The sequence below is a fragment of the Streptomyces sp. NPDC002619 genome, from assembly GCF_042889305.1.
GTDB lineage: Bacteria > Actinomycetota > Actinomycetes > Streptomycetales > Streptomycetaceae > Streptomyces.
On record NZ_JBIAQV010000005.1, the window covers coordinates 307,812 to 333,336 of the forward strand.

Annotated in this window: 22 protein-coding genes and 1 pseudogene; 13 read left to right on the forward strand and 10 right to left on the reverse strand. The window is 71.4% G+C overall.

Annotation, left to right across the window (positions count from 1 at the left end; translation table 11 throughout):
* Positions 1-274: 274 nt before the first annotated feature.
* Positions 275-1,249, reverse strand: a complete 975-nt coding sequence (locus ACFYXB_RS12480) for a carbohydrate kinase family protein (protein ID WP_389580832.1) — start codon at positions 1,247-1,249, stop codon at positions 275-277.
* A gap of 151 nt (positions 1,250-1,400) precedes the next feature.
* Between ACFYXB_RS12480 and ACFYXB_RS12485 the strand changes: the two genes are divergently transcribed.
* Both ACFYXB_RS12485 and ACFYXB_RS12490 read left to right on the forward strand, forming a co-directional pair.
* Complete coding sequence (locus ACFYXB_RS12485; protein WP_351354048.1) at positions 1,401-1,610, forward strand: hypothetical protein; 210 nt, start codon at positions 1,401-1,403, stop codon at positions 1,608-1,610.
* A gap of 106 nt (positions 1,611-1,716) precedes the next feature.
* Positions 1,717-3,210, forward strand: a complete 1,494-nt coding sequence (locus tag ACFYXB_RS12490) for a hypothetical protein (protein ID WP_389580835.1) — start codon at positions 1,717-1,719, stop codon at positions 3,208-3,210.
* Positions 3,211-3,294: 84 nt separating this feature from the next.
* Here the strand turns inward: ACFYXB_RS12490 and ACFYXB_RS12495 are convergent, their stop codons facing one another.
* Positions 3,295-3,651 (reverse strand): iron-sulfur cluster assembly accessory protein, encoded by a 357-nt coding sequence (locus ACFYXB_RS12495; RefSeq protein WP_094218235.1) that lies wholly within the window; start codon positions 3,649-3,651, stop codon positions 3,295-3,297.
* A gap of 342 nt (positions 3,652-3,993) precedes the next feature.
* Between ACFYXB_RS12495 and nadA the strand changes: the two genes are divergently transcribed.
* Complete coding sequence (gene nadA, locus ACFYXB_RS12500) at positions 3,994-5,178, forward strand: quinolinate synthase NadA (RefSeq protein ID WP_389580839.1); 1,185 nt, start codon at positions 3,994-3,996, stop codon at positions 5,176-5,178.
* Positions 5,179-5,265: 87 nt separating this feature from the next.
* Here nadA and ACFYXB_RS12505 read toward each other — a convergent pair whose 3' ends face one another.
* The 3 genes from ACFYXB_RS12505 to ACFYXB_RS12515 form a co-directional block, all read right to left on the reverse strand.
* Entirely contained in the window at positions 5,266-8,367 is a 3,102-nt protein-coding gene (locus tag ACFYXB_RS12505) for an efflux RND transporter permease subunit (protein WP_389580840.1), read from the reverse strand.
* Positions 8,368-8,517: 150 nt separating this feature from the next.
* Positions 8,518-9,198: a response regulator gene (locus ACFYXB_RS12510; RefSeq protein ID WP_389580842.1), complete on the reverse strand. Its 681-nt coding sequence runs from the start codon at positions 9,196-9,198 to the stop codon at positions 8,518-8,520.
* A 52-nt stretch (positions 9,199-9,250) separates the two neighbouring features.
* Positions 9,251-10,471: a sensor histidine kinase gene (locus ACFYXB_RS12515; RefSeq protein WP_389580844.1), complete on the reverse strand. Its 1,221-nt coding sequence runs from the start codon at positions 10,469-10,471 to the stop codon at positions 9,251-9,253.
* A gap of 58 nt (positions 10,472-10,529) precedes the next feature.
* Between ACFYXB_RS12515 and ACFYXB_RS12520 the strand changes: the two are divergent.
* Positions 10,530-10,793, forward strand: a pseudogene (locus tag ACFYXB_RS12520) (hypothetical protein); the annotation flags it as partial.
* 31 nt (positions 10,794-10,824) lie between these two features.
* Here the strand turns inward: ACFYXB_RS12520 and ACFYXB_RS12525 are convergent.
* Positions 10,825-11,103: a hypothetical protein gene (locus ACFYXB_RS12525; RefSeq protein WP_351354108.1), complete on the reverse strand. Its 279-nt coding sequence runs from the start codon at positions 11,101-11,103 to the stop codon at positions 10,825-10,827.
* A 29-nt stretch (positions 11,104-11,132) separates the two neighbouring features.
* Positions 11,133-11,924: a PspA/IM30 family protein gene (locus ACFYXB_RS12530; RefSeq protein WP_351354027.1), complete on the reverse strand. Its 792-nt coding sequence runs from the start codon at positions 11,922-11,924 to the stop codon at positions 11,133-11,135.
* Between the two features lie 306 nt (positions 11,925-12,230).
* On the opposite strand from ACFYXB_RS12530, the gene ACFYXB_RS12535 reads away from it, so the two are divergent.
* The 3 genes from ACFYXB_RS12535 (at position 12,231) to ACFYXB_RS12545 (ending at position 14,873) form a co-directional block, all read left to right on the forward strand.
* Positions 12,231-12,827 carry a DUF3043 domain-containing protein gene (locus tag ACFYXB_RS12535; protein WP_389580848.1) on the forward strand — a complete coding sequence of 199 codons (597 nt, stop codon included), beginning with the start codon at positions 12,231-12,233 and terminating at the stop codon, positions 12,825-12,827.
* Positions 12,828-12,910: 83 nt separating this feature from the next.
* Complete coding sequence (locus ACFYXB_RS12540; protein WP_389580850.1) at positions 12,911-13,612, forward strand: class I SAM-dependent methyltransferase; 702 nt, start codon at positions 12,911-12,913, stop codon at positions 13,610-13,612.
* A 181-nt stretch (positions 13,613-13,793) separates the two neighbouring features.
* Positions 13,794-14,873, forward strand: a complete 1,080-nt coding sequence (locus ACFYXB_RS12545) for a S1C family serine protease (RefSeq protein WP_389580854.1) — start codon at positions 13,794-13,796, stop codon at positions 14,871-14,873.
* Between the two features lie 55 nt (positions 14,874-14,928).
* On the opposite strand, the gene ACFYXB_RS12550 is transcribed toward ACFYXB_RS12545, so the two are convergent.
* Positions 14,929-15,141, reverse strand: coding sequence for a hypothetical protein (locus ACFYXB_RS12550; protein WP_351354016.1), 213 nt, complete (start codon positions 15,139-15,141; stop codon positions 14,929-14,931).
* A 122-nt stretch (positions 15,142-15,263) separates the two neighbouring features.
* Here ACFYXB_RS12550 and ACFYXB_RS12555 point away from each other — a divergent pair, with 122 nt between their 5' ends.
* Positions 15,264-16,466: a bifunctional adenosylcobinamide kinase/adenosylcobinamide-phosphate guanylyltransferase gene (locus ACFYXB_RS12555; RefSeq protein WP_389580858.1), complete on the forward strand. Its 1,203-nt coding sequence runs from the start codon at positions 15,264-15,266 to the stop codon at positions 16,464-16,466.
* A gap of 39 nt (positions 16,467-16,505) precedes the next feature.
* On the opposite strand, the gene ACFYXB_RS12560 is transcribed toward ACFYXB_RS12555, so the two are convergent.
* The gene (locus ACFYXB_RS12560; RefSeq protein WP_389580860.1) at positions 16,506-17,498 is read right to left on the reverse strand and encodes a class I SAM-dependent methyltransferase; all 993 of its coding nucleotides are present in this window, start codon (positions 17,496-17,498) and stop codon (positions 16,506-16,508) included.
* Between the two features lie 156 nt (positions 17,499-17,654).
* Between ACFYXB_RS12560 and cobT the strand changes: the two genes are divergently transcribed.
* The 3 genes from cobT (at position 17,655) to ACFYXB_RS12575 (ending at position 21,622) form a co-directional block, all read left to right on the forward strand.
* The gene (gene cobT, locus ACFYXB_RS12565; protein WP_389580861.1) at positions 17,655-18,767 is read left to right on the forward strand and encodes a nicotinate-nucleotide--dimethylbenzimidazole phosphoribosyltransferase; all 1,113 of its coding nucleotides are present in this window, start codon (positions 17,655-17,657) and stop codon (positions 18,765-18,767) included.
* A 79-nt stretch (positions 18,768-18,846) separates the two neighbouring features.
* Positions 18,847-20,802 carry a phosphatidylglycerol lysyltransferase domain-containing protein gene (locus tag ACFYXB_RS12570; protein WP_389580863.1) on the forward strand — a complete coding sequence of 652 codons (1,956 nt, stop codon included), beginning with the start codon at positions 18,847-18,849 and terminating at the stop codon, positions 20,800-20,802.
* Between the two features lie 10 nt (positions 20,803-20,812).
* Positions 20,813-21,622 (forward strand): hypothetical protein, encoded by an 810-nt coding sequence (locus ACFYXB_RS12575; protein ID WP_389580866.1) that lies wholly within the window; start codon positions 20,813-20,815, stop codon positions 21,620-21,622.
* Here the strand turns inward: ACFYXB_RS12575 and ACFYXB_RS12580 are convergent.
* Positions 21,532-22,290, reverse strand: a complete 759-nt coding sequence (locus ACFYXB_RS12580; protein ID WP_389580868.1) for a hypothetical protein — start codon at positions 22,288-22,290, stop codon at positions 21,532-21,534. The two genes, ACFYXB_RS12575 and ACFYXB_RS12580, sit on opposite strands and share 91 nt — an antisense overlap.
* Before the next feature lie 60 nt (positions 22,291-22,350).
* On the opposite strand from ACFYXB_RS12580, the gene ACFYXB_RS12585 reads away from it, so the two are divergent.
* Positions 22,351-23,157 (forward strand): adenosylcobinamide-GDP ribazoletransferase, encoded by an 807-nt coding sequence (locus ACFYXB_RS12585; RefSeq protein WP_389580870.1) that lies wholly within the window; start codon positions 22,351-22,353, stop codon positions 23,155-23,157.
* Positions 23,158-23,888: 731 nt separating this feature from the next.
* Positions 23,889-25,427, forward strand: a complete 1,539-nt coding sequence (locus tag ACFYXB_RS12590) for a leucyl aminopeptidase (RefSeq protein WP_388503874.1) — start codon at positions 23,889-23,891, stop codon at positions 25,425-25,427.
* Positions 25,428-25,525 lie beyond the last annotated feature (98 nt).

The window sequence follows — 25,525 nt, forward strand, 5'->3', positions numbered from 1 at the left end:
CGTCGTCCGTCCGAAGGGCGGGCCGGCGGCGTCAGGTGCGTGCTCTCGGCGTGCCGGGTGCGGGTCCTCGTACTGGACGTACTCGGGTCTGTGCCCGGTGCGGCGAGTGGGGGCACCTCCCACGCCCTTCAGGCAGTGGGGGAGCATGCATGGCGTCGCCGGACAGGCGGGACTTTCGCAACAGGCCCTAGCACCCCGTCAGGGGCGCGGGGCTGTGTCGATCTGCGGCTCCGCCGCGTGTGCGCGACCAGCCCCCTCGCCGCCTCAGCCGAAATCAGGCCAAATGATCCTGCACCTCGGCGGCCGCGTCATGCCCGTACGCCTTGGTGAACCGATCCATGAAGTGCCCCCGCCGCAGCTGGTACTCCTGCGTACCCACCGTCTCGATGACGAGAGTCGCCAGCATGCACCCGACCTGCGCCGCCCGCTCGTGCGACACCCCCCACGCAAGTCCCGACAGGAACCCCGCGCGGAACGCGTCGCCGACACCCGTGGGGTCGGCCTTGCGCTCCTCCTCGGGGCAGCCGACCTCGATCGGGTCCTCGCCGGCCCGCTCGATGCGGACGCCGCGCGAGCCCAGCGTGGTGACGCGGTGGCCGACCTTGCCGAGGATCTCCTCGTCGCTCCAGCCGGTCTTGGCCTCGATGAGCCCCTTCTCGTACTCGTTGGAGAAGAGGTACGTCGCCCCGTCCAGCAGTATCCGGATCTCCTCGCCGTCCATCCGGGCGATCTGCTGGGAGAAGTCTGCGGCGAAGGGGATCTGGCGGGAGCGGCACTCCTCGGTGTGCCGGAGCATCGCCTCGGGGTCGTCCGCACCGATCAGGACCAGGTCGAGGCCACCCACGCGGTCGGCGACGGTCTTCAGCTCGATGAGGCGGGCCTCGCTCATCGCGCCGGTGTAGAAGGAGCCGATCTGGTTGTGGTCGGAGTCCGTGGTGCACACGAAACGGGCGGTGTGCAGGGTCTCGGAGATGCGGACCGACTTCGTGTCCACGCCGTTGCGGCCGAGCCAGGCGCGGTAGTCGTCGAAGTCGAAGCCCGCCGCGCCGACCAGGACGGGCGCGGTGCCGAGCTGGCCCATGCCGAAGGCGATGTTGGCGCCCACACCTCCTCGGCGTACGTCCAGGTTGTCGACCAGGAACGACAGCGAGACCGTGTGCAACTGGTCCGCGACGAGCTGGTCGGCGAAGCGCCCGGGGAAGGTCATGAGGTGGTCGGTGGCGATGGAGCCGGTGACTGCGATGCGCACGGCGAGGACTCTCCTGGAGGGAGGGAGTTTGACAGTTCACGCTACCGGTTCCCGGCGGGGCTCTAAAGATTACCGGCCTGGCAGTCAAGCCGACAAAACTACCCGATAGTAGATCTTTCGCCCCACGGCTCGACGCGCTTACCGTTCCACTATGACGAACCTCAAGGTCCACGCCCCCGCTCCGGCCGACCTCGAAGGCGACCTGGCGTCGTTGCGCGGGGACTGCGCGCTGATGGCTCCCCACTGGGCCGTTCCCAAGCACTCCGATGCCCGTCCGGTGCCCCCGTCACTCATTCACGGGGTGAGCGTCCCGGCGAAGTCGGCCCGGCTGCTGGACGCGATGTCGGACTACGGCGACTGAGCCACCTTCTTCCGCGTCGCACGGGGAACCGCACGCTCCCCCGTCGCGTCCCATGGCTGTCCCCCGTGAAGGGGAGGCGGGACATGAGCCGGCGAGGAGCGATGCGGTGAACAACGAGCGGCCCGAGCACCCGGACCAGCCCGACGACGCGACGGTGGACGAACGTCCCGCGCGCCGCCGCTCCCCCGTGGTCGTCGCCTCGGTGGCCGCCGCCGTGCTGCTGGTCGGTGGTGGTGCTGCCTACCTCGCCACCACGGCGGACGGCGGCACGGGCGGTCGTACGGACGCGTCGGCGGGCGGTGGCAGCACTCCCCCGCCGCTCTCCCTGGACGGCTACGCGGCAGGTGGTACTTCGACGGGGAGTACGAACGGCATCGCGCCCGGTGAGCCCAATCCGTACGGCGTGACCTACCGGGCGAGCGGTCCGCTGCCCGGCGGCCCCGGCTCGGCGTCCGTCTACCGGCCCTCCGGCCAGGTCACCCGAGACGAGGTCACCCGACTGGCCGACGCGCTGGGGGTGACCGGGACGCCGGTGGCCGAGGGGCAGACCTGGCGGGTCGGCCCGGAGAAAGACGGCTTCGGACCGAGTCTGCATGTGAACCTGCAGGCGCCGGGAAGCTGGACCTTCGAGCGGTACGCGCCCGGCACCGACAACTGCAAGAAGGTCGACGTCTGCGCGCAGGACCCCGCCGACCCGGCCATGGACCCGGTGAGCGCGGCGGCCGCGAAGAAGGCTGCGGCGCCGGTGCTGGCGGCGCTGGGGCAGGACGACGCGCGGATCGACACGAGCCAGGTGATGGGCGCCCGGCGGGTGGTCAACGCGGACCCGGTGGTGGGTGGGCTGCCCACGTACGGCTGGACGACCGGGCTGACCGTGAGCCGGCAGGGTGAAGTGGTCGGCGGCAGCGGGCTGCTGAAGGCACCGGTGAAGGGGAACACGTATCCCGTGCTGAGTGCGAAGAAGACGCTGGCCCTGATGAACGCGGCGCCGCACACCGACCACCGCATGGGTATCGGCGGCTGCGCCAGTCCCGTACCGCTGAAGGACCGGCTGGAGCAGCCCTGCGGATCCTCCGCACCCACGGCCGACACGGTGAGCGTCGAGAAGGCCGTCTTCGGGCTGGCCTCGCACTCCGTCGACGGTCGCCAGACACTGGTGCCGTCCTGGCTGTTCGCGGTGCGGGGGCCGGGTGCGCAGGGCGCGTTCACGGTGACGTATCCGGCGCTCGACCCGAAGTACCTGGCCCCGCCGTCGACACCGTCCGCCGACCCGACTCCGAGCTCGGCTCCCACCACCCGGGACGTGCACGTCGACGGCTACACGGCCGAGGGCAGGGACCTGACCGTGAGCTTCATGGGCGGGGTGTGCGCCGACTACAAGGCGTCGGCGCGGGAGAGCGCTGACCGGGTGACGGTCACGGTGACCGAGACGCCCTGGCCGGACAAGGTCTGCATCCTCATCGCCAAGGAGTACGTACAGACCGTGCACCTGAACGCGCCGCTCGGCGACCGCCGGGTGGTCGGCTCGGACGGCAAGGGTGTCCCGCTGGTGAAGCCGGGGGCGCGGCTGCCGGTGGAGTCCGGTTCGGCACCCCGTTAGGGCCTTCGCGTACGACGACGGCGGCGCTCCGGTTCTCCCGGGGCGCCGCCGTCGTGCTGCTCTGTTGCCGCAGTGGGCCGCAGCTCAGCTGAAGGAGTCGCCGCAGGCGCAGGAGCCCGTCGCGTTCGGGTTGTCGATCGTGAAGCCCTGCTTCTCGATCGTGTCCACGAAGTCGATCGTGGCGCCACCCAGGTACGGAGCGCTCATGCGGTCGGTGACGACCTTGACGCCGCCGAAGTCCTTCTCCACGTCACCGTCGAGGGCACGCTCGTCGAAGAAAAGCTGGTAGCGCAGCCCGGAGCAGCCGCCGGGCTGGACGGCGACGCGGAGGGCGAGGTCGTCGCGGCCTTCCTGGTCGAGCAGGGCCTTGACCTTGGACGCGGCGGCGTCGGTCAGGACGATGCCGTCGGTCACGGTGCTGGTCTCGTCCGATACGGACATCTACATCTCTCCCGGGTTGTACGGAGACTGCTTGCCGACGAGTGCAACCGGCGGGTCCGCGGATTCATTCCGGGCCGGGCAATCGCGTGGTCGCGTTTTTTCTTCCGCCTTCATGCTCGCACATGGTCCTGAAGCCGGACAGCGCCCTGTGGACGCCTGCGGATGCCCTTGGATGCCCGTGGATATCACCTTCGGGTCACCTCCGGGATTCACGTCACATCGACGCTATGGAACTCGTCAGCATGACGTGAAGCGGTTATGATAGATAGCGTCATTTCGACGAAAAGTAGCGCCGGTCCGAAGCTCGGGCCGGCGAGCCGCAGAACAGAAAGGGTGCGTGCCGTGACCACCGCCCAGATCCCGGAGCTCGACGTACAGCCGACGCCCCTCGCCCTGCTGCTGCTCGGCCGGGAGGCCGACCCGAAGAGCGAGCGCGGCGTCGAATGTCCCGGCGACCTGCCCTCGCCGTCGGACCCCGACCTCGTGGCGCGTGCCCGCGCGGCCAAGGAGAAGCTCGGGGACAAGGTCTTCGTGCTCGGCCACCACTACCAGCGCGACGAGGTCATCCAGTTCGCCGACGTCACGGGCGACTCCTTCAAGCTGGCCCGGGACGCGGCGGCGCGACCGGAGGCCGAGTACATCGTGTTCTGCGGTGTGCACTTCATGGCGGAGTCGGCAGACATCCTGACGGGCGACGACCAGAAGGTGGTCCTCCCCGACCTGGCGGCCGGGTGCTCCATGGCCGACATGGCGACGGCCGAGCAGGTCGCCGAGTGCTGGGACGTACTGACCGAGGCGGGCGTAGCCGACCAGGTCGTGCCCGTCTCGTACATGAACTCCTCGGCGGACATCAAGGCGTTCACCGGCAAGCACGGCGGCACGATCTGCACGTCGTCGAACGCGAAGCGGGCCCTTGAATGGGCCTTCCAGCAGGGCGAGAAGGTCCTGTTCCTGCCGGACCAGCACCTGGGCCGCAACACCGCCGTCCGCGACATGGGCATGTCCCTGGAGGACTGCGTCGTCTACAACCCGCACAAGCCGAACGGCGGCCTCACGACGGAGGAGTTGCGCGCCGCGAAGATGATCCTGTGGCGCGGGCACTGCTCGGTCCACGGCCGCTTCAGCCTCGACTCGGTGAACGACGTGCGCGAGCGCATCCCGGGCGTGAACGTGCTGGTCCACCCGGAGTGCCGGCACGAGGTCGTCGCCGCCGCGGACTACGTCGGCTCGACGGAGTACATCATCAAGGCCCTGGAGGCCGCGCCGGCCGGTTCCAAGTGGGCGATCGGCACGGAGCTGAACCTGGTCCGCCGCCTGGCGAACCGTTTCGCCCCCGAGGGCAAGGAGATCGTCTTCCTCGACAAGACGGTCTGCTTCTGCTCGACGATGAACCGCATCGACCTGCCCCACCTGGTCTGGACTCTGGAGTCCCTGGCCGAGGGCACCCTGGTCAACCGCATCAAGGTCGACAAGGAGACAGAGGCCTTCGCAAAGCTGGCCCTGGAACGGATGCTGGCGCTGCCGTAACCGAAGACGCGCGCTGAAGTTGTAGCGCAACGGCGAAGGCCGGAGCCCGTACGAGTAATACGGGGCCCGGCCTTCGTCGTCGTACCGTCACACGCCCGCCGGCTCCAGCACCTCCGGCTCCTGCACCGGGCGCTTCGCCGCTCGCTTGTTCGCTCGGCGCTCCTTGCGGAGTTCCAGCATCGCGTAGAGCGTCGGGACCAGGAGGAGGGTCAGGAGGGTCGAGGTGATCAGGCCGCCGATCACCACCACCGCCAGTGGCTGGGCGATGAAGCCGCCCTCGCCCGTGACGCCCAGGGCCATCGGGAGCAGGGCGAAGATCGTTGCCAGTGCCGTCATCAGGATGGGGCGCAGGCGGTGGCGGCCGCCCTCGATCACCGCGTCCACCACGCCGTAGCCCTGGCGCCGGTACTGGTTGATCAGGTCGATCAGCACGATCGCGTTCGTCACCACGATGCCGATCAGCATCAGCATGCCGATCATCGCCGGGACGCCCATCGGGGTGCCCGTGATGATCAGGAGGCCCAGCGCGCCCGTCGCCGCGAACGGGATCGAGACCAGGAGGATGAGGGGCTGCGCCAACGAACGGAACGTTGCCACCAGGAGCATGAAGACGATCGCGATCGCCGCCAGCATCGCCAGGCCCAGGTTCTTGAACGCGTCGTCCTGGTTCGAGGTGACGCCGCCGATCTCCGCCGTCGCGCCCGCCGGGAGCTTCAGCGCCTTGATCTTCGACTGGAGCTTGGTGTTCACCGCGCCAGTGTTGTCGCCGGTCGGCTTCGCCGTGATCGTCGCCGCGCGCTGACCGTCGATCCGGGTCATCGACACCGGGCCGTCCACCAGCTTCACCGTGGCGATGTCACCCAGCTTCGCCGGGCCCACGCGGAGCTTCTTCAGCTGCTCCAGGGTGGTCGCCGGCTTCGCCGACCTGATCACGATGTCGCGCTCGGTGTCGTCCAGGATCGCCTTGCCGGCCGTCGTGCCCCGTACCGACTGGGCCACGGCAGCGCCGAGGGTCTGGTCGTTGAAGCCGGCCGCGGCCGCCTTCGCGTTCGCCTTCACCGAGATCCGGGGGACGGACTGCGCCAGGTCGCTGGTCACGTCCGTGACGTCGTCCAGGCCCGCCACGGCCGTGCGCACCTGCTCGGACGCGGTGCGCAGCGCCTCGGAGTCGGCCGCCTTCACGACGACGCTGAGGTCCTGGCTGCCGAAGCCGTCACCGGCCGAGATCGTGGTCGTACCGATGCCCTTCAGCTTCGCCAGACCGTCCTGCACGTTCTGTTGCACGTCGTCGTACGACGCCGAGTCGTCCAGCATCACCTGGTACGACGCCTGGTTGGTGTCCGTGCCGCCGCCGAACGCTGCCCTGAAGCCGGACGAGCCGACGGTGACCTGGTAGTCCTTGACGCCCTTCGTCGAGGCGAGCAGCTTCTCCACCCTGCGGGCCTGCTCGTCGGTGGCCGCGAGGCTGGTGCCGGGCTCCAACTCCTGCTTGACGGTGAGGACTTCCTGGTCGCCCTGGTCGAAGAAGTTCGTCTTGAGCAGTCCGCTCATGCCGAACGTCAGGACCAGCACCACGATCGCGATCAGCACACTCGTGAAGCGGCGGCGCGTCGCGAAGCGCAGGACCGGGACGTATGCACGCTGGAGGCGACTCCTCGCCTCCTTCTCCTCCGCCTTGCGACGGGCCTCCTCCGCGTCCTCGGGGGTGCCCTTCGGGGCGCGCAGGAACCAGTACGACAGGACCGGTACGACCGTCAGCGACACCAGGAGGGAGGCCAGCAGGGCCGCCGTCACCGTGATGCTGAAGGAGCCGAACAGGGCGCCCACCATGCCGCCGACCAGGCCGATCGGCAGGAAGACGGCGACCGTGGTGAGCGTCGAGGACGTCACCGCCCCGGCCACCTCACGGACGGCGCCCAGGATGGCCTCCTGGCGCTCCTCGCCGTAGCCGAGGTGGCGCTTGATGTTCTCCAGGACCACGATCGAGTCGTCGACGACCCGGCCGATGGCGATGGTCAGCGCGCCCAGCGTCAGCATGTTCAGGGACAGGTCGCGCGTCCACAGGACGATCAGGGCCAGGACGACGGAGAGGGGGATCGAGACCGCCGTCACCAGCGTCGAGCGCACCGACGCCAGGAACACCAGGATGACGAGGACCGCGAAGAGCAGGCCCAGGGCGCCCTCGGTGGTCAGGCCCTTGATGGACTTCGACACCGCCGGGCCCTGGTCGCTGACCACGGTGATCGTGGCTCCGGCGCCGAGGTCCTCGCGCAGCGTCGGCAGCTTGTCCTTGACCGCGTTCGAGATGGAGACCGCGCTGCCGTCGTGGTCCATGGTGACGTTCACGGCGAGGCTCGGGCTGCCGTCGGTGCGGGTGATCGAGTCGGCCGGGGCCGGCTGCTGCTTCACCGTGGCGACGGAACCGAGGCGCACCGGCTTCTGGCCGGGCTCACCGGTGACCATCAGGTCCTGGATCTGCTTGATCGAGGTGAAGCCGCCGCCGACCTGGACGGTGCGGTTGGCACCGTCCTCGTCGAAGGAGCCCGCGGGGACGGTGGCGCCGCCCGCCTGCAGGGCCTGGCCGAGGGCGGCGGAGGTGACGCCCGCCTTCGCCAGCTTCGCGTCGTCGGGAGTGACTGCGACCTGGAGGTCCCGTACGCCCACGACCTGGACGCGGCCGACACCGTCGATGTCCTTCAGGTCCGGTACGACCGTCGTGTCGAGCTGGTCGGCCAGGGCCTGCTGGTCCTTGTCCGAGGTGACGGCGAGGACGACGGTCGGCATGTCGTCGGTGGAACCGGAGATGACCTGCGGGTCAACCTCGTCGGGAAGCTGGTTGCGGGCCCGGTTGACGGCCTGCTGCACGTCGGTGACGATCCGCTTGGTGTCGTTGCCGTAGTCGAAGGACGCCATGATGACGGCGTTGCCCTCACTCGCCGTGGAGGTGACGCCGGTGACGCCGTCGACCGCCTCGAGGTTGTTCTCTATGGGCTCGACGACCTGCTTCTCGACGACGTCGGGGGACGCGCCCTGGTAGGGGGCGAGCACCGACACCATCGGCAATTCGATGGTGGGCAGCAGCTGCTGCTTGATCTGCGGGATCGCGATCGCGCCGAAGGCCAGCGCGATGAGGGACATCAGTCCGATCAGGGCCCGTTGCGCGAGGCTGAACCTGGACAGCCAGGACATGGGTAAAGGGTCTCTCTTCTGTGAGCGGCAGAAGGGCACAGTGGAGCGCCCACCCCAACACCTTCGGCTATGTCCGGGGGCCGATCCGTAGGCTCCAGGTCCAGTTCCTTATACGTCACCTACTCCGGCCGCAGTACGGCCGGGTGAAGGTCAGTCCATCCTCGGGCGTACCAGCCCGGACTCGTACGCGATCACCACCAGCTGAGCCCGGTCCCGGGCGCCGAGCTTGGCCATGGCCCGGTTGACGTGCGTCTTCACCGTCAGCGGGCTGACTTCGAGGCGCTCGGCGATCTCGTCGTTGGAGTGGCCGCCGGCGACCTGGACAAGCACCTCGCGCTCCCGGCCGGTGAGGGCGTCGAGCCGCTCGGAGCGGGCCGGGTCGTGACCGTCCGCCGAGTCGCCCTGGGCGAGGAAGCGGGCGATGAGGCCCTTGGTGGCCGTCGGGGAGAGCAGGGCCTCGCCGCCGGCGGCGACCCGGATGGCACTGAGGAGTTCCTCGGGTTCGGAGCCCTTGCCGAGGAAGCCGGAGGCGCCGGCCCGCAGTGCCTGCACCACGTAGTCGTCGACCTCGAAGGTGGTCAGGATCACCACGCGGACATGGACGAGGGAGGGGTCGTCGCTGATCAGCCGGGTGGCCACGAGGCCGTCGGTGCCGGGCATGCGGATGTCCATGAGGACGACGTCGGCCCGGTGCTCCTTGGCCAGCCGCACGGCCTCGGCGCCGTCGCACGCCTCGCCCACCACCTCCATGTCGGGCTCCGAGTCGACGAGCACGCGGAACGCGCTGCGCAGCAGTGCCTGGTCGTCGGCGAGCAGGACACGGATCGTCATGCGGGGTCTCCCGTGGCGGCGGTGCGGATCGTCATGCGGGGCTCTCCACTCGTCACACTGGCTCCCGACCCACCGCTGTGCGGGTCTTGACCGGCAGGATCGCATGGACGCGGAAACCGCCGCCGTAGCGGGGACCGGTGGTGAGGGTGCCGCCCAGGGCGGTGACCCGTTCGCGCATGCCGAGCAGCCCGTGGCCGCCGCCGGCCTCGGGGGTGCTGTCCTCGCCGGGGCCGTCGTCGAGGACGGTGACCTCGACGTTCGGTCCGACGCGTACGACGCTGACCTCGGCTTTGGCGTCGAGTCCCGCGTGTTTCTGCACGTTGGTCAGGGCCTCCTGGATGATCCGGTAGGCGGCGAGGTCGACGGCGGCGGGCAGGGTGGTGTCCTGGTCGGCGCGGGCGACCTCGACGCGGTAGCCGGCGCTGCGGAAGGTGCCGGCGAGGTCTTCGAGGCGGCTGAGGCCGGGGGCGGGTTCGGTCGGGGCCTCGGGGTCGCCGGTCTGGCGGAGCAGGCCGACGGTGGCGCGGAGTTCGTTGAGGGCGGAGCGGCTGGCCTCGCGTACGTGGGCGAGGGCCTCCTTGGCCTGGTCGGGGCGCTTGTCCATGACGTGGGCGGCGACCCCGGCCTGGACGTTGACCAGGGCGATGTGGTGGGCGACGACGTCGTGCAGGTCGCGGGCGATGCGCAGACGCTCCTCGGCGACGCGGCGGCGGGCCTCCTCCTCGCGGGTGCGCTCGGCCCGCTCGGCGCGTTCCCTTATGGCCTGCACGACCGCGCGGCGGCTGCGGACCGCGTCCCCGGCGGTGGCACCGATGCCGGTCCAGGCGACGATGGCGAGGTTCTCCTGGGCGTACCAGGGCAGGGGCCCGGCGAGCATGGCGGCGCCGGTGAGCACGGTCATGGTGAGCAGGCCGACACGCACGGTGGTGGGGCGGTCGGTGGTGGAGGCGACGGTGTAGAGGGCGATGACGGCGGTTATCGCGACCGGGGCGCGCGGGTCGCCGGTGACGACCTCGACGAGGGCGACGGTGCCGGTGACGGCGAGGACCGTCCGGGGGGCGCTGCGACGGAAGACCAGGGCGGCGGCACCGATGGTGATGAGGAGCAGGCTGAGGTGGTTCGGGGTGCGGACGCCCCAGGTCACGCCGTGCTCCCCGTTGGGGTCCACGAAGGAGCCGACGACCATGCACACCAGCGCGCCCGCCGCGATGGCCGCGTCCAGCGCGAGGGGGTGCGCCTTCAGACTGCACCGGGCGCGTTCCAGAGTGCTCACTCCATGCACAGTACGGGGCGCCGAGAACGGTCGTAACCGGCTCACCCGCCGTCAGGTGGACGACAACAGCGACCCGTACGCGCTCTACTCGTGGGACGGCGTCGCCGGACACCAGCCGCTGAAGGTGCTGGACCTGCCGACGCCGGACGCGGGCGCCTGGGAGGCGATCGTGTCGGTGCCCGCGACGGTGATCTCCGGTGCGCGGGTGCAGCTGATCACTGACGACGGTACGGCGGACCTGTACGGCGACTCCACCGAGGCCAAGGATCTCACCCACCCGGAGTGGCAGAAGTCCCGCAGCACCTGGTTCACCCTGGGCTGACCGGCCGGTCCCGGGCCGGCCGGCGTGCCGGTCAGCCCGGGATCAGTCCCTCGTCGGTCAGCAGCTCGCGGACCTCGTCCAGCGTCGCGTCCGGCGACGGCAGGATGAGGTCCGACGGTTCGAGGGCGTCGTCGGGCAGGGGCTCGCCCAGCTCTCGGACCTTGGTGAGCAGGCCCTGGAGGGTGGTGCGGAAGCCGGGGCCGTCGCCTTTCACGACCTCGGCCATGAGTTCGTCGTCCAGCTTGTCGAGTTCGCCGAGGTGGCTGTCGGCCAGCCTCAGCTGCCCCTCCCCCATGATCCGTACGACCATGTCGGCCATCTCGCCCTCCAGGCGTTCGGCTACTGCTTGTCGAACCGCGGTGTGTCCTGCGGCTGCTGCTGGGACTGCCCCTCGCCGGTGCCGCCCTCGATCGCCTGCTGGGGCGATCCGCCGGCCAGCTCCGCCTTCATGCGCTGCAGTTCCAACTCCACATCCGTACCACCGGAGAGACGGTCCAGCTCGGCCTGGATGTCGTCCTTGGCCATACCGGACGGGTCGTCGAGGGCGCCGGAGGCGAGGAGCTCGTCGATGGCGCCGGCCCGGGCCTGGAGCTGGGCGGTCTTGTCCTCGGCGCGCTGGATGGCCAGGCCGACGTCGCCCATCTCCTCGGAGATGCCCGAGAAGGCCTCGCCGATGCGGGTCTGGGCCTGGGCGGCGGTGTACGTGGCCTTGATCGTCTCCTTCTTCGTACGGAAGGCGTCGACCTTGGCCTGGAGGCGCTGGGCCGCAAGGGTGAGCTTCTCTTCCTCGCCCTGGAGGGTCGTGTGCTGCGTCTCGAGGTCCGTCACCTGCTGCTGGAGGGCGACGCGGCGGGAGAGCGCCTCGCGGGCGAGGTCCTCACGGCCGAGCGCGAGCGCCTTGCGGCCCTGGTCCTCCAGCTTGGTGGACTGCGACTGCAGCTGATTGAGCTGGAGCTCGAGCCGCTTGCGGCTGGTCGCCACGTCGGCGACGCCACGGCGGACCTTCTGGAGCAGCTCCAGCTGCTTCTGGTACGAGTAATCGAGGGTCTCGCGCGGGTCCTCGGCCCGGTCAAGGGCCTTGTTCGCCTTCGCGCGGAAGATCATCCCCATACGCTTCATGACACCGCTCATGGGCTTCGCGCGCCCCCTTCTGACGGACTCCAGCTCACAGATCCTGCGACAGAACCCACAGTACGGGCCCTGCATCCATTACCGCACTGTTCGGGGACCGATGCGCTCATCCCCGAGGACGACTGCGTACGATCCCGCTCCGGCGTAGGGAGTAGGTGGCCCCCGGGGTACCGCCGAATGAACCGAGCGCAACCATCCGCAACCGCCTGCAACGTCCCCTCTGTCCCCTTACAGACGACTGGTGTTGCCGGATCGTTCCCCACCGGGCTGGGGTCCAACCCCGGGTACCCCGTACCCTTGGGTTTTGTGTTCCGTAGCCGTGCCAAGGATGAGAAGGCCCCCGCCGACAAGGCGGGCATGACCGACTCCAAGCAGACCCGTGACCCGCAGGCCCCGAAGGGCCGCCCCACGCCCAAGCGCAGTGAGGCCCAGACCCAGCGCCGCAGCGTGGCCAACACGCCGGTGACGCGCAAGGACGCCGCCAAGCGGCAGCGCGACGAGCGCCGCTCGCAGATGGAGCGGCAGCGTCAGGCGCTGGCGGGTGGTGACGAGCGGTATCTGCCTGCCCGGGACAAGGGTCCGGTGCGCAAGTTCGCCCGGGCCTGGGTCGACTCGCGCTTCAACGTCGCGGAGTTCTTCCTTCCGTTCGCCGTGGTCATCCTGATCCTGAGCGTGGTGCGGGTGCCGGCGCTGCAGAGCATCGCGCTGCTGCTGTGGCTGATCGTGATCGTCCTGATCGTGCTGGACTCGGTCGTCTCCGGCTTCCGGCTCAAGAAGCGGCTCGCCGAGCGCTTCCCCGACCAGAGCACCAAGGGCGCGGTCGCCTACGCCCTGATGCGTTCCCTCCAGATGCGCCGGCTCCGGCTGCCCAAGCCGCAGGTCAAGCGCGGAGAGCGGCCCTGAGCGCAGCTTCTTTCTCCGGGGGCGCGGCGGACGCCTGGCTGAGCAGGCTGGGCGGGCTGCGTGATGTCGTACGACAGGAACTGGTGGCCCGGCAGCTCGACGAGCAGATAGCCGGGCGGTTCCCGGTGGGGCAGCGGCTGCGGGTGCTCGACGTGGGGATGGGCCAGGGCACGCAGGCGCTGCGGCTGGCCCGCGCCGGGCATCAGGTGACGGGCCTCGAGCGGGACGCCACGATGGTCGCGGCGGTGCGGAAGGTGCTGTGCGACGAGCCGGAGGGGATCCGCGAGCGCGTGCGGATCGTGCAGGGGGACGGGCGGGACACGGGTGTCCACTTCCTGCCGGGCAGCTTCGACGTGGTGCTGTGCCACGGGGTGCTGATGTACGTCGAGGAGCCGGACGCGCTGCTGGCCGGGCTGGCCCGGATGCTCGCGCCGGGCGGACTGCTGTCGCTGCTGGTGCGCAACGGGGACGCGCTGGCGATGCGGCCGGGGCTGTCCGGTGACTGGGCCACGGCGCTGGCGGCGTTCGACACGACGACGTATCGCAATCGCCTGGGTCTCGACGTACGCGCCGACCGCCTGGCCGCACTGACGGCGACCCTGGCCGGGATCGGGGCGCCGCTGCACTCCTGGTACGGGGTGCGGGTGTTCACGGACACGGCGGCGGACGGGACGGAGATCCCGGCCGAACTGGAGACGCTGCTGGCCGCGGAGGAGCGCGCGGGGCGGACGGATCCGTACCGCGGGGTGGCGGCGTTGGTGCATCTGTGCGGGGTGCGGGGCTGACCGCTCCGCGGGGGCGCACGGGGGCGGGCGCGGCCGGTTCGGCACCACCCGGTTGCCGCGTTCTGGCCGAGCGCCGTTGCGGCGGACACAGTGGGCGGCGGATGGATCGGACCGCGGGCCGGGAAGCTCGTTCGGGTGAAGCTGAGGGGCCGGGGGCTCGGAACGTGGAGAGACTCGGGGCATGGACGCCTTCCGTCGCCGTGCTCTTCGGTTCACCGGCCTGTTCTTCGCCCTCGTGTGTTCCGTCGGGCTCGCCTCCGGGTGTACGGACTCCGGTTCCCCGGGAGAGGGGGACCCGACCGCGCGGGCGGCGGCGGACGCCCAGGTTCAGCGGGCCGGTAACGATCTCGAGAGCGCCTATCTGAAGGTGATCAAGAACGTCCTGCCGTCGGTCGTGCAGATCCAGGCCGGACAGGACCTCGGCTCCGGGGTGCTGTACGACGACCACGGGCACATCGTCACCAACGCGCACGTGGTGGGGACCGAGAAGACCTTCCAGGTGACCACCGCCAACAGCGAGGTCCCGCTCACCGCCCGGCTCGTGTACTCGTACCCGGAGCAGGACCTCGCGGTCGTCAAGCTGGACCGCGTTCCTGCGGGGCTGACGCCGGCCCGGTTCGCGGACTCCAAGAAGGTGCAGGTCGGGCAGATCGTGCTGGCCATGGGTTCACCGCTCGGGCTGTCGTCCAGCGTGACGCAGGGCATCGTGTCGGCGACCGGACGGACCGTCAGTGAGGGCGGTCCGAACGGCAGTACGGGCGCCACCATCGCCAACATGGTGCAGACCTCGGCTGCCATCAACCCGGGCAACAGCGGAGGCGCCCTGGTCAACCTGGACGGGCAGATCATCGGCATCCCGACCCTGGCCGCCGCCGACCCCGACCTCGGGGGCGGCGCGGCGCCCGGCATCGGATTCGCGATCCCGGCGTCGATGGTGACGACGGTCGCCGACCAGATCGTCAAGGAGGGCCGGGTCACCGACTCGGGGCGGGCGGCGCTCGGCATCACCGGGCGGACCGTCGTCGACGAGTCCTTCCAGCCCGCCGGGGTCGCCGTGGTCGAGGTGAAGAGCGGCGGCGCGGCCGAAAAGGCCGGTATACGTCCCGGTGACGTCATCACAGCGATCGGCGGCGTCCGGATCACCACGATCACCTCGCTGTCCGAGACGCTGGCGACGGACAGGCCGGGGCAGCGGACGACGGTGACGTTCCAGCGGGGCGGCACCGGGCACGCGGTGGACGTCACGCTGGGCAAGCAGTGAGCGGGGGCGGTCCACCGCGGGTCCGGCGGCCGCCCCCTCCGTGCGCGTGCGAGGGTTACGCCTCGTCGGCGTGCAGGCTCATCGGGCCGTAGATCTCCGTGGCGTCCTCGAAGAGCCGTACCTGGTCCGCGCCACCCGCGAGCAGTTCCTTCCAGTACTCACCGATCCAGGACTCGGCATCCCCCTGCGTGGTGAACTCCTCGGGCTGCACCGCGGGTTGGACCTCCGTCCCGTCGGCCTTCTCGAACCGCCACGTCCATGCCGGCATGTACGCCTCCCTGGTGTGAGACCTGCAGATCGAAAGCGTAGACGCTCCGCCGGTTGCGCCGTGAGAGGAGTGAGGGTGCTTCAGGCGCGCGGCACGTGCGGGAACACGGGAAAATCATTTTCGTGGAAGTGACTTTGCTCGGCACCGGTGCCCCCGCGGGACTGCCCCGCCCCGACTGTCCCTGCGCGGTGTGCGCGACCGCGCTCGGCCCGGACGCCCGCGCGGCGACCGCGCTGCTCGTGAACGGGGCGCTGCTGATCGACCTGACGCCGGGTGCGGCGTTCGCGGCGGCGCGGGCGGGCCGTTCGCTGGGCGGCGTACGGCAGGTACTGCTGTCGCATCCGCACGACGGCCCGGCGGTGGAGGTGCCGGCCGGGCTGCCGCAGCCCGTACGGGTTCCGGACGGACGGGAGTTGGCCCTGCTGACGGGACATCGGGTGCGGGCGCTGGCGATGGACGCGGGCGGTACCGGGTACGCGGTGACCGGGCCGGACGGGCAGAAGCTGCTGTATCTGCCGCCCGGGGGCGCGCCCGCCGGCCTCGAGGAGGGGAACGCCGAGGCGTACGACATGGTGCTCGCCGACGTCGTGGGGCGGCCGGACGCGCTGGCCAAGCTGCGGGCGGTGGGCGCGGTCGGGCCGACCACGGACGTCATCGCCGTACATCTCGACCATGACGTGCCGCCGGGCCCGGAGCTCAGGCGGCGGCTGGCGGCGGCCGGGGCGCGCGCGGTACCGGACGGAACGACGCTGGCGGTCGGGGCGTACGAGGAGGTGCCGGACGTACCGCGCAGGACACTGGTGCTGGGCGGCGCGCGGTCGGGCAAGTCGGTGGAGGCCGAGCGGCGGCTGGAGTCGTTCCCGGATGTGCTGTACGTGGCGACGGGGGGCGCGCGCAACGGGGACACCGAGTGGGCGGCCCGGGTGGCCGCGCACCGGGAGCGGCGGCCGGGGTCGTGGCGTACGACGGAGACGTGCGACCTGGTGCCGCTGCTGGCGCAGGACGGGCCGCCCCTGCTGATCGACTGTCTGTCGCTGTGGCTGACGGACGCGATGGACTCCGTGGGGGCGTGGGACGACGCGGAGTGGTCGTCCGGTGGGGAGCGGGCGCTGCGGGAGCGGGTGCGGGAGCTGACGGCGGCGGTGCGCGCCGCGCGGCGGACCGTCGTCGCCGTCTCGAACGAGGTCGGCTCGGGCATCGTGCCGTCGACGGCGTCCGGACGTCGCTACCGGGACGAACTGGGCCGACTGAACGCGGCGTTCTCGACCGAGTGCGAGCACGTGCTGCTGGTGGTCGCCGGTCAGGCGCTGGTGCTGCGCGGCTGACGTCGGCCGGAGCTGGGCGGGGTTGGGTGCGGCACCTGGCTATGTGCGGCTGTGGCCGCCCGTGCGGGCGATGATGCGGTACGCGTTGGAGAAGCGGGTGCGGCGCAGCAGGGGGGCCAGGGCGTGGTCCAGGGCCGTCACCGCCGCCCGCAGCGGGGTGGCGGCCCCGAGCAGCCGTTTCGGGAGGACGTGGGGCAGGGCCAGGGACAGGGCCGCCGCGAGGTCGTCGGGGGTGTGGGCGGCACGGCGGTCGGTCGTGAGGACCGTGCAACCCTGGGACTCCAGTTCCACGCGGAGGTTGTCCAGGGGCATCAGATGCAGATGGCGGGGCTGGCCGTGCGGGTGCCACCACTTGCCGAGCAGGGTGCCGAACGCGCTGTTCGGGTCCGCGACCTCGATGAGGAGATGGCCGCCCGGGCGCAGGACGGTCAGGGCGGCGCGGAGTTCGGCGCGCGGGTCGGGGGTGTGCTCCAGGTGGTGGAACATGCTGACCACGTCGTAGCGGGCGCGCAGGTGTGCGGCGATGCGGGGATCGGTCAGCCGGCCGGTGTACGCCTCCTCGATCCGGCCCGCCGCACGGGCCTGTTGAACCCGGGGTGTGGGGTCGAGACCGTCGAACGACGTGTAGGTGAAGAGTTGGCGCGCCGCTTCCGGGAAGCGGGCGTGGCCGGTGCCGACGTCCAGCCAGCTCTCGGGCTCGTCGAAACCGGGGGTCGTGAACAGCGCGTGGGCCGCCGCGCGGTGGCGCTGGGCCGAACGGACGCGCTCGGCGAAGGGCTGCGGGTGCCCGTCGTCCAGGTCGCGGTGGTGCCGGGCCAGGCCCTCGGCGGTGAGGCGGGGGTTCTGGAAGGCGTGCGCGCAGTCCTGACACTCGTCCACGACGAAGGTCCCGGGGGTGCGACGCCGCAGGTCGGGGGCGCGCAGCCGGGTGCGCAGACGTGTGGAGCCGCACCAGGGGCAGTCCTCGCGACGGGGTTCGTGCACGGGGGCGGTGGCCCTGGGGGCGGGTGGCGTGGACGGCTCCGGCTGCATGGGCGGCTCCCGGTCGTACGACCTTCTTCAACAATCCTCGGCAATTCTCGGCAAACCGGAACGTATGGGATGGCGATCTTGGCTGCCAAGACGCCGTGCGGGTGGGGTGTCGATGTGGCGTCCTGGTGTTCGTCCGCTGCCGGTACTGTTCGGCGAATGAGCTCGCTTAATCTCGACGACTTCACCGATCTGATCGAGCGCCCGGACGGAGGCGTGCGCCGGGACGCCGAGGCACGCCGGGAACGTCTGGCCGTTCCGCCCGGGTCCCTGGGGCGCCTCGACGACCTGGGTGAGTGGCTGGCCGCGGCGCAGGGCGCGGTTCCGGTACGACCGGTCGAACGGCCGCGGGTCGTGCTCTTCGCCGGTGACCACGGGATCGCCTCGGAGGGCGTCTCGGCGCGGCCGTCGGGCAGTGCCGACCGGCTGGTGCGGGCGGTCCTGGAGGGCGGCAGCCCGGTGGCGGTGCTCGCACGGCGGCTCGGGGTGCCGGTGCGGGTGGTGGACATGGCGCTGGACTGCGATCCGGCGGCGTTCCCCGAGGATGTCGTACGACACCGGGTGCGGCGCGGCAGCGGTCGTATCGACGTCGAGGACGCGCTGACCCTCGAGGAGGCCGAGGCGGCGTTCCGGGCGGGTGTCGCCGTGGCCGACGAGGAGGCCGACTCCGGTACGGATCTGGTGGTGCTCGGCGATGTGAGCGTGGGCGGTACGACGGCGGCGGCCGTGCTCGTCGCCGCGCTGTGCGGGACCGACGCGTCGGTGGTGACCGGGCGGGGCGGGCTCGCGATCGACGATCTGACGTGGATGCGCAAGTGCGCGGCGGTCCGGGACGCGTTGCGGCGGGCGCGGCCGGTGCTCGGGGACCAGTTGCAGCTGCTGGCGACGGTGGGCGGGGCCGACCTCGCCGCGATGACGGGGTTCCTGCTGCAGGCGGCCGTACGGAAGCTGCCGGTGATCCTGGACGGCGTCGTGGCCGCCGCGTGCGCGCTGGTCGGCCAGCGGATCGCGTTCCGGGCGCCGGACTGGTGGCTGGCGGGCCACGACAGCGGGGAGCCGGGGCAGGCGAAGGCGCTGGACCGGATGGCGATGGAGCCACTCCTCGACCAGGGCGTGAAGGTGGGCGAGGGCGTGGGCGCGCTGCTTGCGCTGTCGTTCGTGCAGGCGGCGGCGTCTCTGTCGGCGGAACTTCCGGAGGAACCGGAACCCTCGAAGGAACCGGAACCCTCGAAGGAGCCGGGAATTTCGGAGGAGCCGGAGGAGAAGGAGTAGTCGGTGACGGTGAGTTCGGCACCGCCGGGCTCGCCGCCTGACCCGATTTGGGGGATTTGCGGGCATATGATCTCTCTTCATGGGAGATGCCCGCATTGGTGCTGAGCGAGGAGTCGGGGACGGGCCGTCGGGGGGTGGGGCGGTCTCGCGAGCCGCCGGATTCGCCGTCTGGTACCTGCGGGGTGTCGCCTTCGTCAACTTCCTCAGTGCCGTGTGGGTCTCCCTCGGTCAGGATGTGCGGCGGCACAACCAGGAGAACTTCTTCACGCCGTACCTGCTGACCGCCGGCTTCGCCTCCGGCGTCTTCACCGCGTTCCTCGCCATCACCATGCGCCGCCGCAAGCGCGCCGCCTGGATCCTGAACCTGGTGCTCAGCGGAGCGTTCCTCGCGCTGTTCGCGTGGGCCATGGCGTACCCCGAGATCCGGCGGTACGCCCAGAACTGGATCTCCCTGGGCCTCACGGCCGCCTTCGTCACCGCGCTGCTCGTCGGGCGCCGTGAGTTCTACGCCAAGGGCGACCGGTCCAACCCCAGGCTCGCCGCCGGCGTCGCGGTCGGCGGCGGACTCGGCGCCTCCCTGCTCGCCGCGCTCCTCGTCACGGTCACCAACCGGGCGCCGGACGCCGGGAGTTCGACCTTCGCGGAGCGCTGGCACTACGGCACGCGACGGCTGGTCTCGGTCGCCGTCGACGAGTCCCGGTTCCCCGGGATCTCCACGCCCAACTGGGTCAACGTCGGCATCAACGTGCTCAGCACCGCCCTCGTCCTCGCCGTGTTCTACGCCGCGTTCCGCTCCCGGCGCGCCGTCGACCCGCTCAACGAGGACGACGAGAAGCGGCTGCGGGAACTCCTGGAGCGGCACGGCGAGCGGGACTCGCTCGGGTACTTCGCGCTGCGCCGCGAGAAGAGCGTGGTGTGGTCGCCGACCGGGAAGGCGGCGGTGGCGTACCGGGTCGTGGGCGGGGTGTCGCTGGCCTCCGGCGATCCGCTCGGCGACCCCGAGGCCTGGCCGGGGGCGATCGTGCCGTGGCTCGCCGAGGCGCGGGCGCACGGGTGGATCCCGGCGGTGATGGGCGCGAGCGAGGAGGCCGGGACCGTGTACGCGCGGCACGGGCTCGACGCCCTGGAGCTCGGTGACGAGGCACTCGTGGAGGTGGCCGAGTTCACGCTGGAGGGGCGGGCCATGCGCACCGTCCGACAGGCGTACAACCGGGTGAAGCGGGCCGGGTACATGGTGCGCGTACGGCGGCACGAGGACGTTCCGGCGGCCGAGCTGGCGTATCTGATCGAGCGCGCGGACGACTGGCGGGACGGGGCCACCGAGCGCGGGTTCAGCATGGCGCTCGGGCGGCTCGGGGACCCGGGGGACGGGCGGTGCGTGATGCTCGAGTGTCATGACGGCCGGGGCGAGCTCAAGGCGCTGTTGTCCTTCGTGCCCTGGGGGCCGCACGGGCTGTCCCTCGATCTGATGCGACGGGACCGGGACTCCGACAACGGGCTGATGGAGTTCATGGTCATCGAACTGCTGCGGCGGGCCGGGGAGATCGGGATCACGCAGGTCTCGCTGAACTTCGCGATGTTCCGCTCGGTCTTCGAACGTGGCGCGCGTCTCGGCGCGGGCCCGGTACTGCGGCTGTGGCGCCATCTCCTCAGCTTCTTCTCGCGCTGGTGGCAGATCGAGTCGCTGTACCGGGCCAACGCCAAGTACCGGCCCATCTGGGAGCCGCGGTTCCTGCTCTTCGAGAAGAGCGCGGACCTGCCGCGCATCGGCCTCGCGTCGGCGCGCGCGGAGGGGTTCTTGGGGGCCCTGGCGTCGGATTCCCGTCGTCCGCCCGAAGGGCGGGCCCCGCGGCGCCTGGTGCGTGCGATCGCAAGGCGCCGGAACGCCTTCGTGGCGGAGCGACGGGGGCGGTTCGGCAACGCAGCGAGCGTGCGTGCGAGGCGTCGCGGGGCCCGCGGGAATCCGACGCCGGGGCCCGCGGCGCCGGGGCTGCCGAAGTGGCTGCACCGCAAGCACTTGGAGACGCATCGATGAGGGCCGCCGCATGAGGACGCCGGCCCGCTGGGCCCGCGCCGAGTGGGGGCTGCTGTACGTCACCGTGCGCGAATCCCTGCTGGAGCGGCGCTTGGCGGCGGTTCCGATGACCGCCGCGGCGGTGTGTCTGACGACGGTGCTGCAGTTGGTGCAGAACCAGTCGTGGGGGTACCGGTTCGTGCAGGACGTGGGCGCGGTGCGGGCCGGGGAGCCGTTGTGGCTCGGTCTGTTGCGCACTCCCCTGTCGCTGTTCGTGCCCGCGCTCGACCTGCCGGTGTGGGGCGCGCTCGCACAGATCCTCTTCGTGTTCGGGATCGCCGAGATCTGCCTGGGCCGGTGGCGGACGCTGACCGTCGCCTACGTCGCGACGCTAGCCGGGACGCTGTACGCGCGCGTGGGCATCGCGCTGGGCCCGGACCACCCGTTGGGACTGCCCGCCTCGGACGCGGGGGTCGTGGACACCGGCCCGTCGGCGGCCGTGGTGGGCCTCGCCGTGTACCTGGCCCTGCAGTACGGCGCGTATGTCACGGCAGGTGCGGTGGCCACGGCGATGGTGATCGAGGTGCTGGTCAAGGAGAACCTCGCCGGCAAGGAGCATCTGGCGGCACTGGTGGGCGTGGCGGCGCTGTGCGTGGCGGTGGAGCTGCGCGGGGTCCCGGTGCGGTATAGGCGCGCGGCGCTGTGCAGGAAGGTGGCTCCGCGTCCACGGCAGCGGAGCCGCCGTGGTCGTCAGCGGCGGTCGGGCAGGCGGCCCGGGTCGGGTTTGCCGCCGATCCAGTCTTGGAAGGCACGGCTGCGGCCAGCCCAGCGCCGGTCGTAGCGGTAGGCGCGCAGGGTGGCGCGGGCGCGAGCACGCGGGCGGCGCCCGTAGAAGCGCCGGGCCCACCGGGAGCCGGGCCGGGCCAGGCGTGCGGCGCCGACGATCGCGACGACCGGGACGATCACGCCGAAGATCGCGGTACGGACCTTGCCCTTGTCCAGCGCGACGAGCGAGAAGAGGAAGTTCGTCGCAACGCTCGCGATGACCGTGGTCCGGTCCTGGAGTTCCTCCTGCGAGAGGTCGTTGACGCCGAACGGGGCGAACCCGGCGAGCACCAGACCCACGAGAGCAGCGGTGAGGACGACGACCTCGACGCTCGTGCGGCCCTCCTCGCTCCAGTAGACGTCGTCGAGGTGCAGGATCAGCGCGAACTCGTCCAGGACCAGGCCCGTGCCGATGCCGAACACGACCGCCGCGACGGCCGAGCCGAAGCCCTGCCGCCCACCGGCCACGGCACCGAAGCCGCCGACGACGGTGAGGACGACACCCGGGACCACATGGTGGATGTGCAGCCCGCCCGCCTTCACATTGCCGAACGGCCCCCTGCCCGCCCGGATCAGACGTGTGATGACCCGGGTGACCAGGAAGGTCAGCACGAAGGCGGTCAGGGCGAGAAGCAGCGGCAGTTTGCCCGGTTCTACGATGTTCCGATAGAGCCACTGTCCCATATGCGCACTTTATCCCCAGGGGCCGTACGGCCCTTCCCGACCGCCGGGTAGCCTGCGCCGGTGTTCAAGACCCCTTGGCCGGACGGCCTGCGCTTCGCCTTCGGCACCCTGACCGTGCTCCCGGTCAGGGTCACCCGCTGGGACCGGGAGGCCGCGCGCGGCGGCATGCTGTGCGCCCCGCTGGCCGGGCTCGTGGTCGGCGGGTGCGCGGCGGCGCTCGGCGGACTGCTGCTGTTCCTCGGCGCCGGTGCCTTCCTCGCCGCCGTCGCCACCGCCGCCGTACCGGCCGTGCTCACCCGCGGTCTGCACCTCGACGGCCTCGCCGACACCGCCGACGGGCTGGGCAGCGGCAAGCCCGCCGAGGACGCGCTGCGGATCACGAAGCAGTCGGACATCGGCCCGTTCGGGGTCGTCACGCTGCTGTTCGTGCTGCTGGCCCAGGTGGCGGCCCTGGCGCAGGCCTATGGCGACTCCTGGGCCCGGGGTGCGCTGGCCGCTGTCGTCTCGGCCGCCGCCGCCCGACTAGCGCTGACCCTCGCCGCCCGAGCGGGCGTGCCGGCGGCCCGGCCGGAGGGGCTGGGGGCGGCGGTCGCCGGGGTGGTGCCCCGGGGTGGTGCGGTGGCCGTCGCGGTCGGGGTCGTCACGGTGGCCGCGGCCGGGGGCGCGCTCTTCGGGCCGTACGACAGTGTCCGTACGGCGCTCGCGGTGGTGGTCGCCGTCGCCGTCGCCGAACTCCTCCTGCGCCGCTGCACGCGCCGCTTCGGCGGGGTCACCGGCGATGTGTTCGGCGGGCTCGCGGAGACGGCGGCGACCACGGCGCTCGTGGTGCTGTCGCTGGGTGGCGCGACCGGGGCAACCAACTGGTAGCCGGCACCTCACCGGACGGGTCCGACGCCGTACGGCAGCGTGCCCCACGGATGCTCCCCCGCCCCGGGCACTGCGCAGTGCAGGCTCGCACGTACGCCTCCAGGGCTGTCCGCTCGGCGGAGTCCGCGCCGAACGGTGCCTCGTTCGGCAGGACGACGCCCTGGTACCCGGCCCGGGGCACACCGTTCACCCTGTCTGCCAGGAAGGCGGCGGTGACGGCCGGGCGGCCGGTGTCCCCGAGGTCGACGGTCGTGTACGGAACGCCCTCGCTCCTCAGCCGGGACCTGATGGCCGCCACGGGAGCGCCGCCATCGTCGACGACGAGCACCCTCAGGTCGATGCACGGCTGCACGGCGGCGGACGCGCCGGTCGCGCCGAGCCCCCACGTGACCAGCCCGGCGACCGTCACGGCCGCCGCCGTGGCTCTCCAGCGGTGCGCCTACTGCCTCAAGACGGTTTCCCTCCCCAGAAGATCCCCCGGAACCCGACGAGTGTGCACCGGCGCACCGGTGACGAGGGGCCGAAAGTGGCCACCACGCCGCACACAGGTGAACGACCGCAGGAATGAGCGAACGCAGACACACGCGTAGGCTCGTCCTGGGTGTTCGCCGACAGGGTGAAGGCCCCGGTCGAGACGCGCCCTGAGAACAGTTCTAAGGTCGGCTCCCGGGCCCGGTCGACCCACCCACTCGGCCACAGCAACTTCACATTGGAAGCGAGATTTCACGACCGTGACTGCTCTCACTCTCAGCACCACTGCGGCGCCCGGCCTGCGGGCCGACGCGATTGTCGTCGGTGTCACCAAGGGCGCCAAGCGCCCCGTCGTCGCGCAGGGCGCCGAGGCCGTGGACAAGGCTTACGACGGCAAGCTCGCCGATGTCCTGGAGACCCTCGGCGCCTCCGGTGCCGAGGGCGAGCTGACGAAGCTGCCCGCCCCGGCGGGCTTCAAGGCTCCGCTCGTCCTGGCGGTCGGCCTGGGCGACGAGCCCTCGAAGGACGCGGCCCACGAGGCCGAGACGCTGCGCAAGGCCGCCGGTGTGGCCGCCCGCGCGCTCGCCGGCTCCAAGAAGGCCGCGTTCGCGCTGCCGCTCGCCGACGCCGACGCCGTCGGGGCCGTCGCCGAGGGCGTGCTGCTCGGCGCGTACTCCTTCGACACGTACAAGGAGACCGCCGCGCCGGCAGACAACGCCCCGAAGGCGAAGAACGGCAAGGCCCCCCTCGCCGAGGCCGCCCTGCTCGGCGGGAAGCCGCGGGACAAGGAGCAGAAGGCGGCCCTCGATCGTGCCGTCGCCGTCTCCGAGGAGCTCAACCGCGCCCGCGACCTGGTCAACACCCCGGCGAACGACCTCAACCCGGCGGCGTTCGCGGCCATCGCCCAGGACGCGGCCAAGGAGCACGGCCTCAAGATCCAGGTCCTCGACGAGAAGGCGCTGACCAAGGGCGGCTACGGCGGCATCCTCGGCGTCGGCGTCGGCTCCGTGTCGCCGCCGCGGCTGGTGAAGCTGTCGTACACGCACCCCAAGGCGAGCAAGAGCCTGGCGTTCGTCGGCAAGGGCATCACCTACGACTCGGGCGGCATCTCCCTCAAGCCCGCCGGGCACAACGAGACGATGAAGTGCGACATGAGCGGTGCCGCCGCCGTGTTCGCCGCCGTCGTCGCCGCCGCGCGTCTGGGCCTCGAGGTCAACGTCACCGGCTGGCTGGCGCTGGCCGAGAACATGCCGTCGGGCTCCGCGGTGCGGCCGGGCGACGTGCTGCGCATGTACAGCGGCAAGACCGTCGAGGTGCTCAACACGGACGCCGAGGGCCGGCTGGTCCTGGCCGACGCGCTGTGGGCGGCGTCGGCGGAGAAGCCGGACGCGCTGGTCGACGTGGCGACGCTGACCGGGGCGATGGTGCTGGCACTGGGCAGCCGGACGTTCGGTGTCATGGCCAACGACGACGCGTTCCGCTCGGCGGTCGTCGAGATGGCCGAGGAGGTCGGCGAGCCGTCCTGGCCGATGCCGCTGCCGGAGCACCTGCGCAAGGGGATGGACTCCTCCACGGCGGACATCGCGAACATGGGTGAGCGAATGGGCGGCGGGCTCGTCGCCGGACTCTTCCTGCGCGAGTTCGTGGGTGACGGCATCACCTGGGCGCACATCGACATCGCGGGGCCCGCGTTCAACGAGCAGGGGCCCTTCGGGTACACGCCCAAGGGCGGGACGGGGTCTGCCGTTCGTACGTTGGTGCGGCTGGCGGAGGTCGCTGCCTCGGGCGACCTGGCCTGACGTTCGCCTTTCAGCTCGGTCCGGGCTGTTTCGTCGGCGAGTTCCGCCGCGTGGGAGCTGGTCGCGCCCACGCGGCGGAGCCGCATGTCGAAACAGCC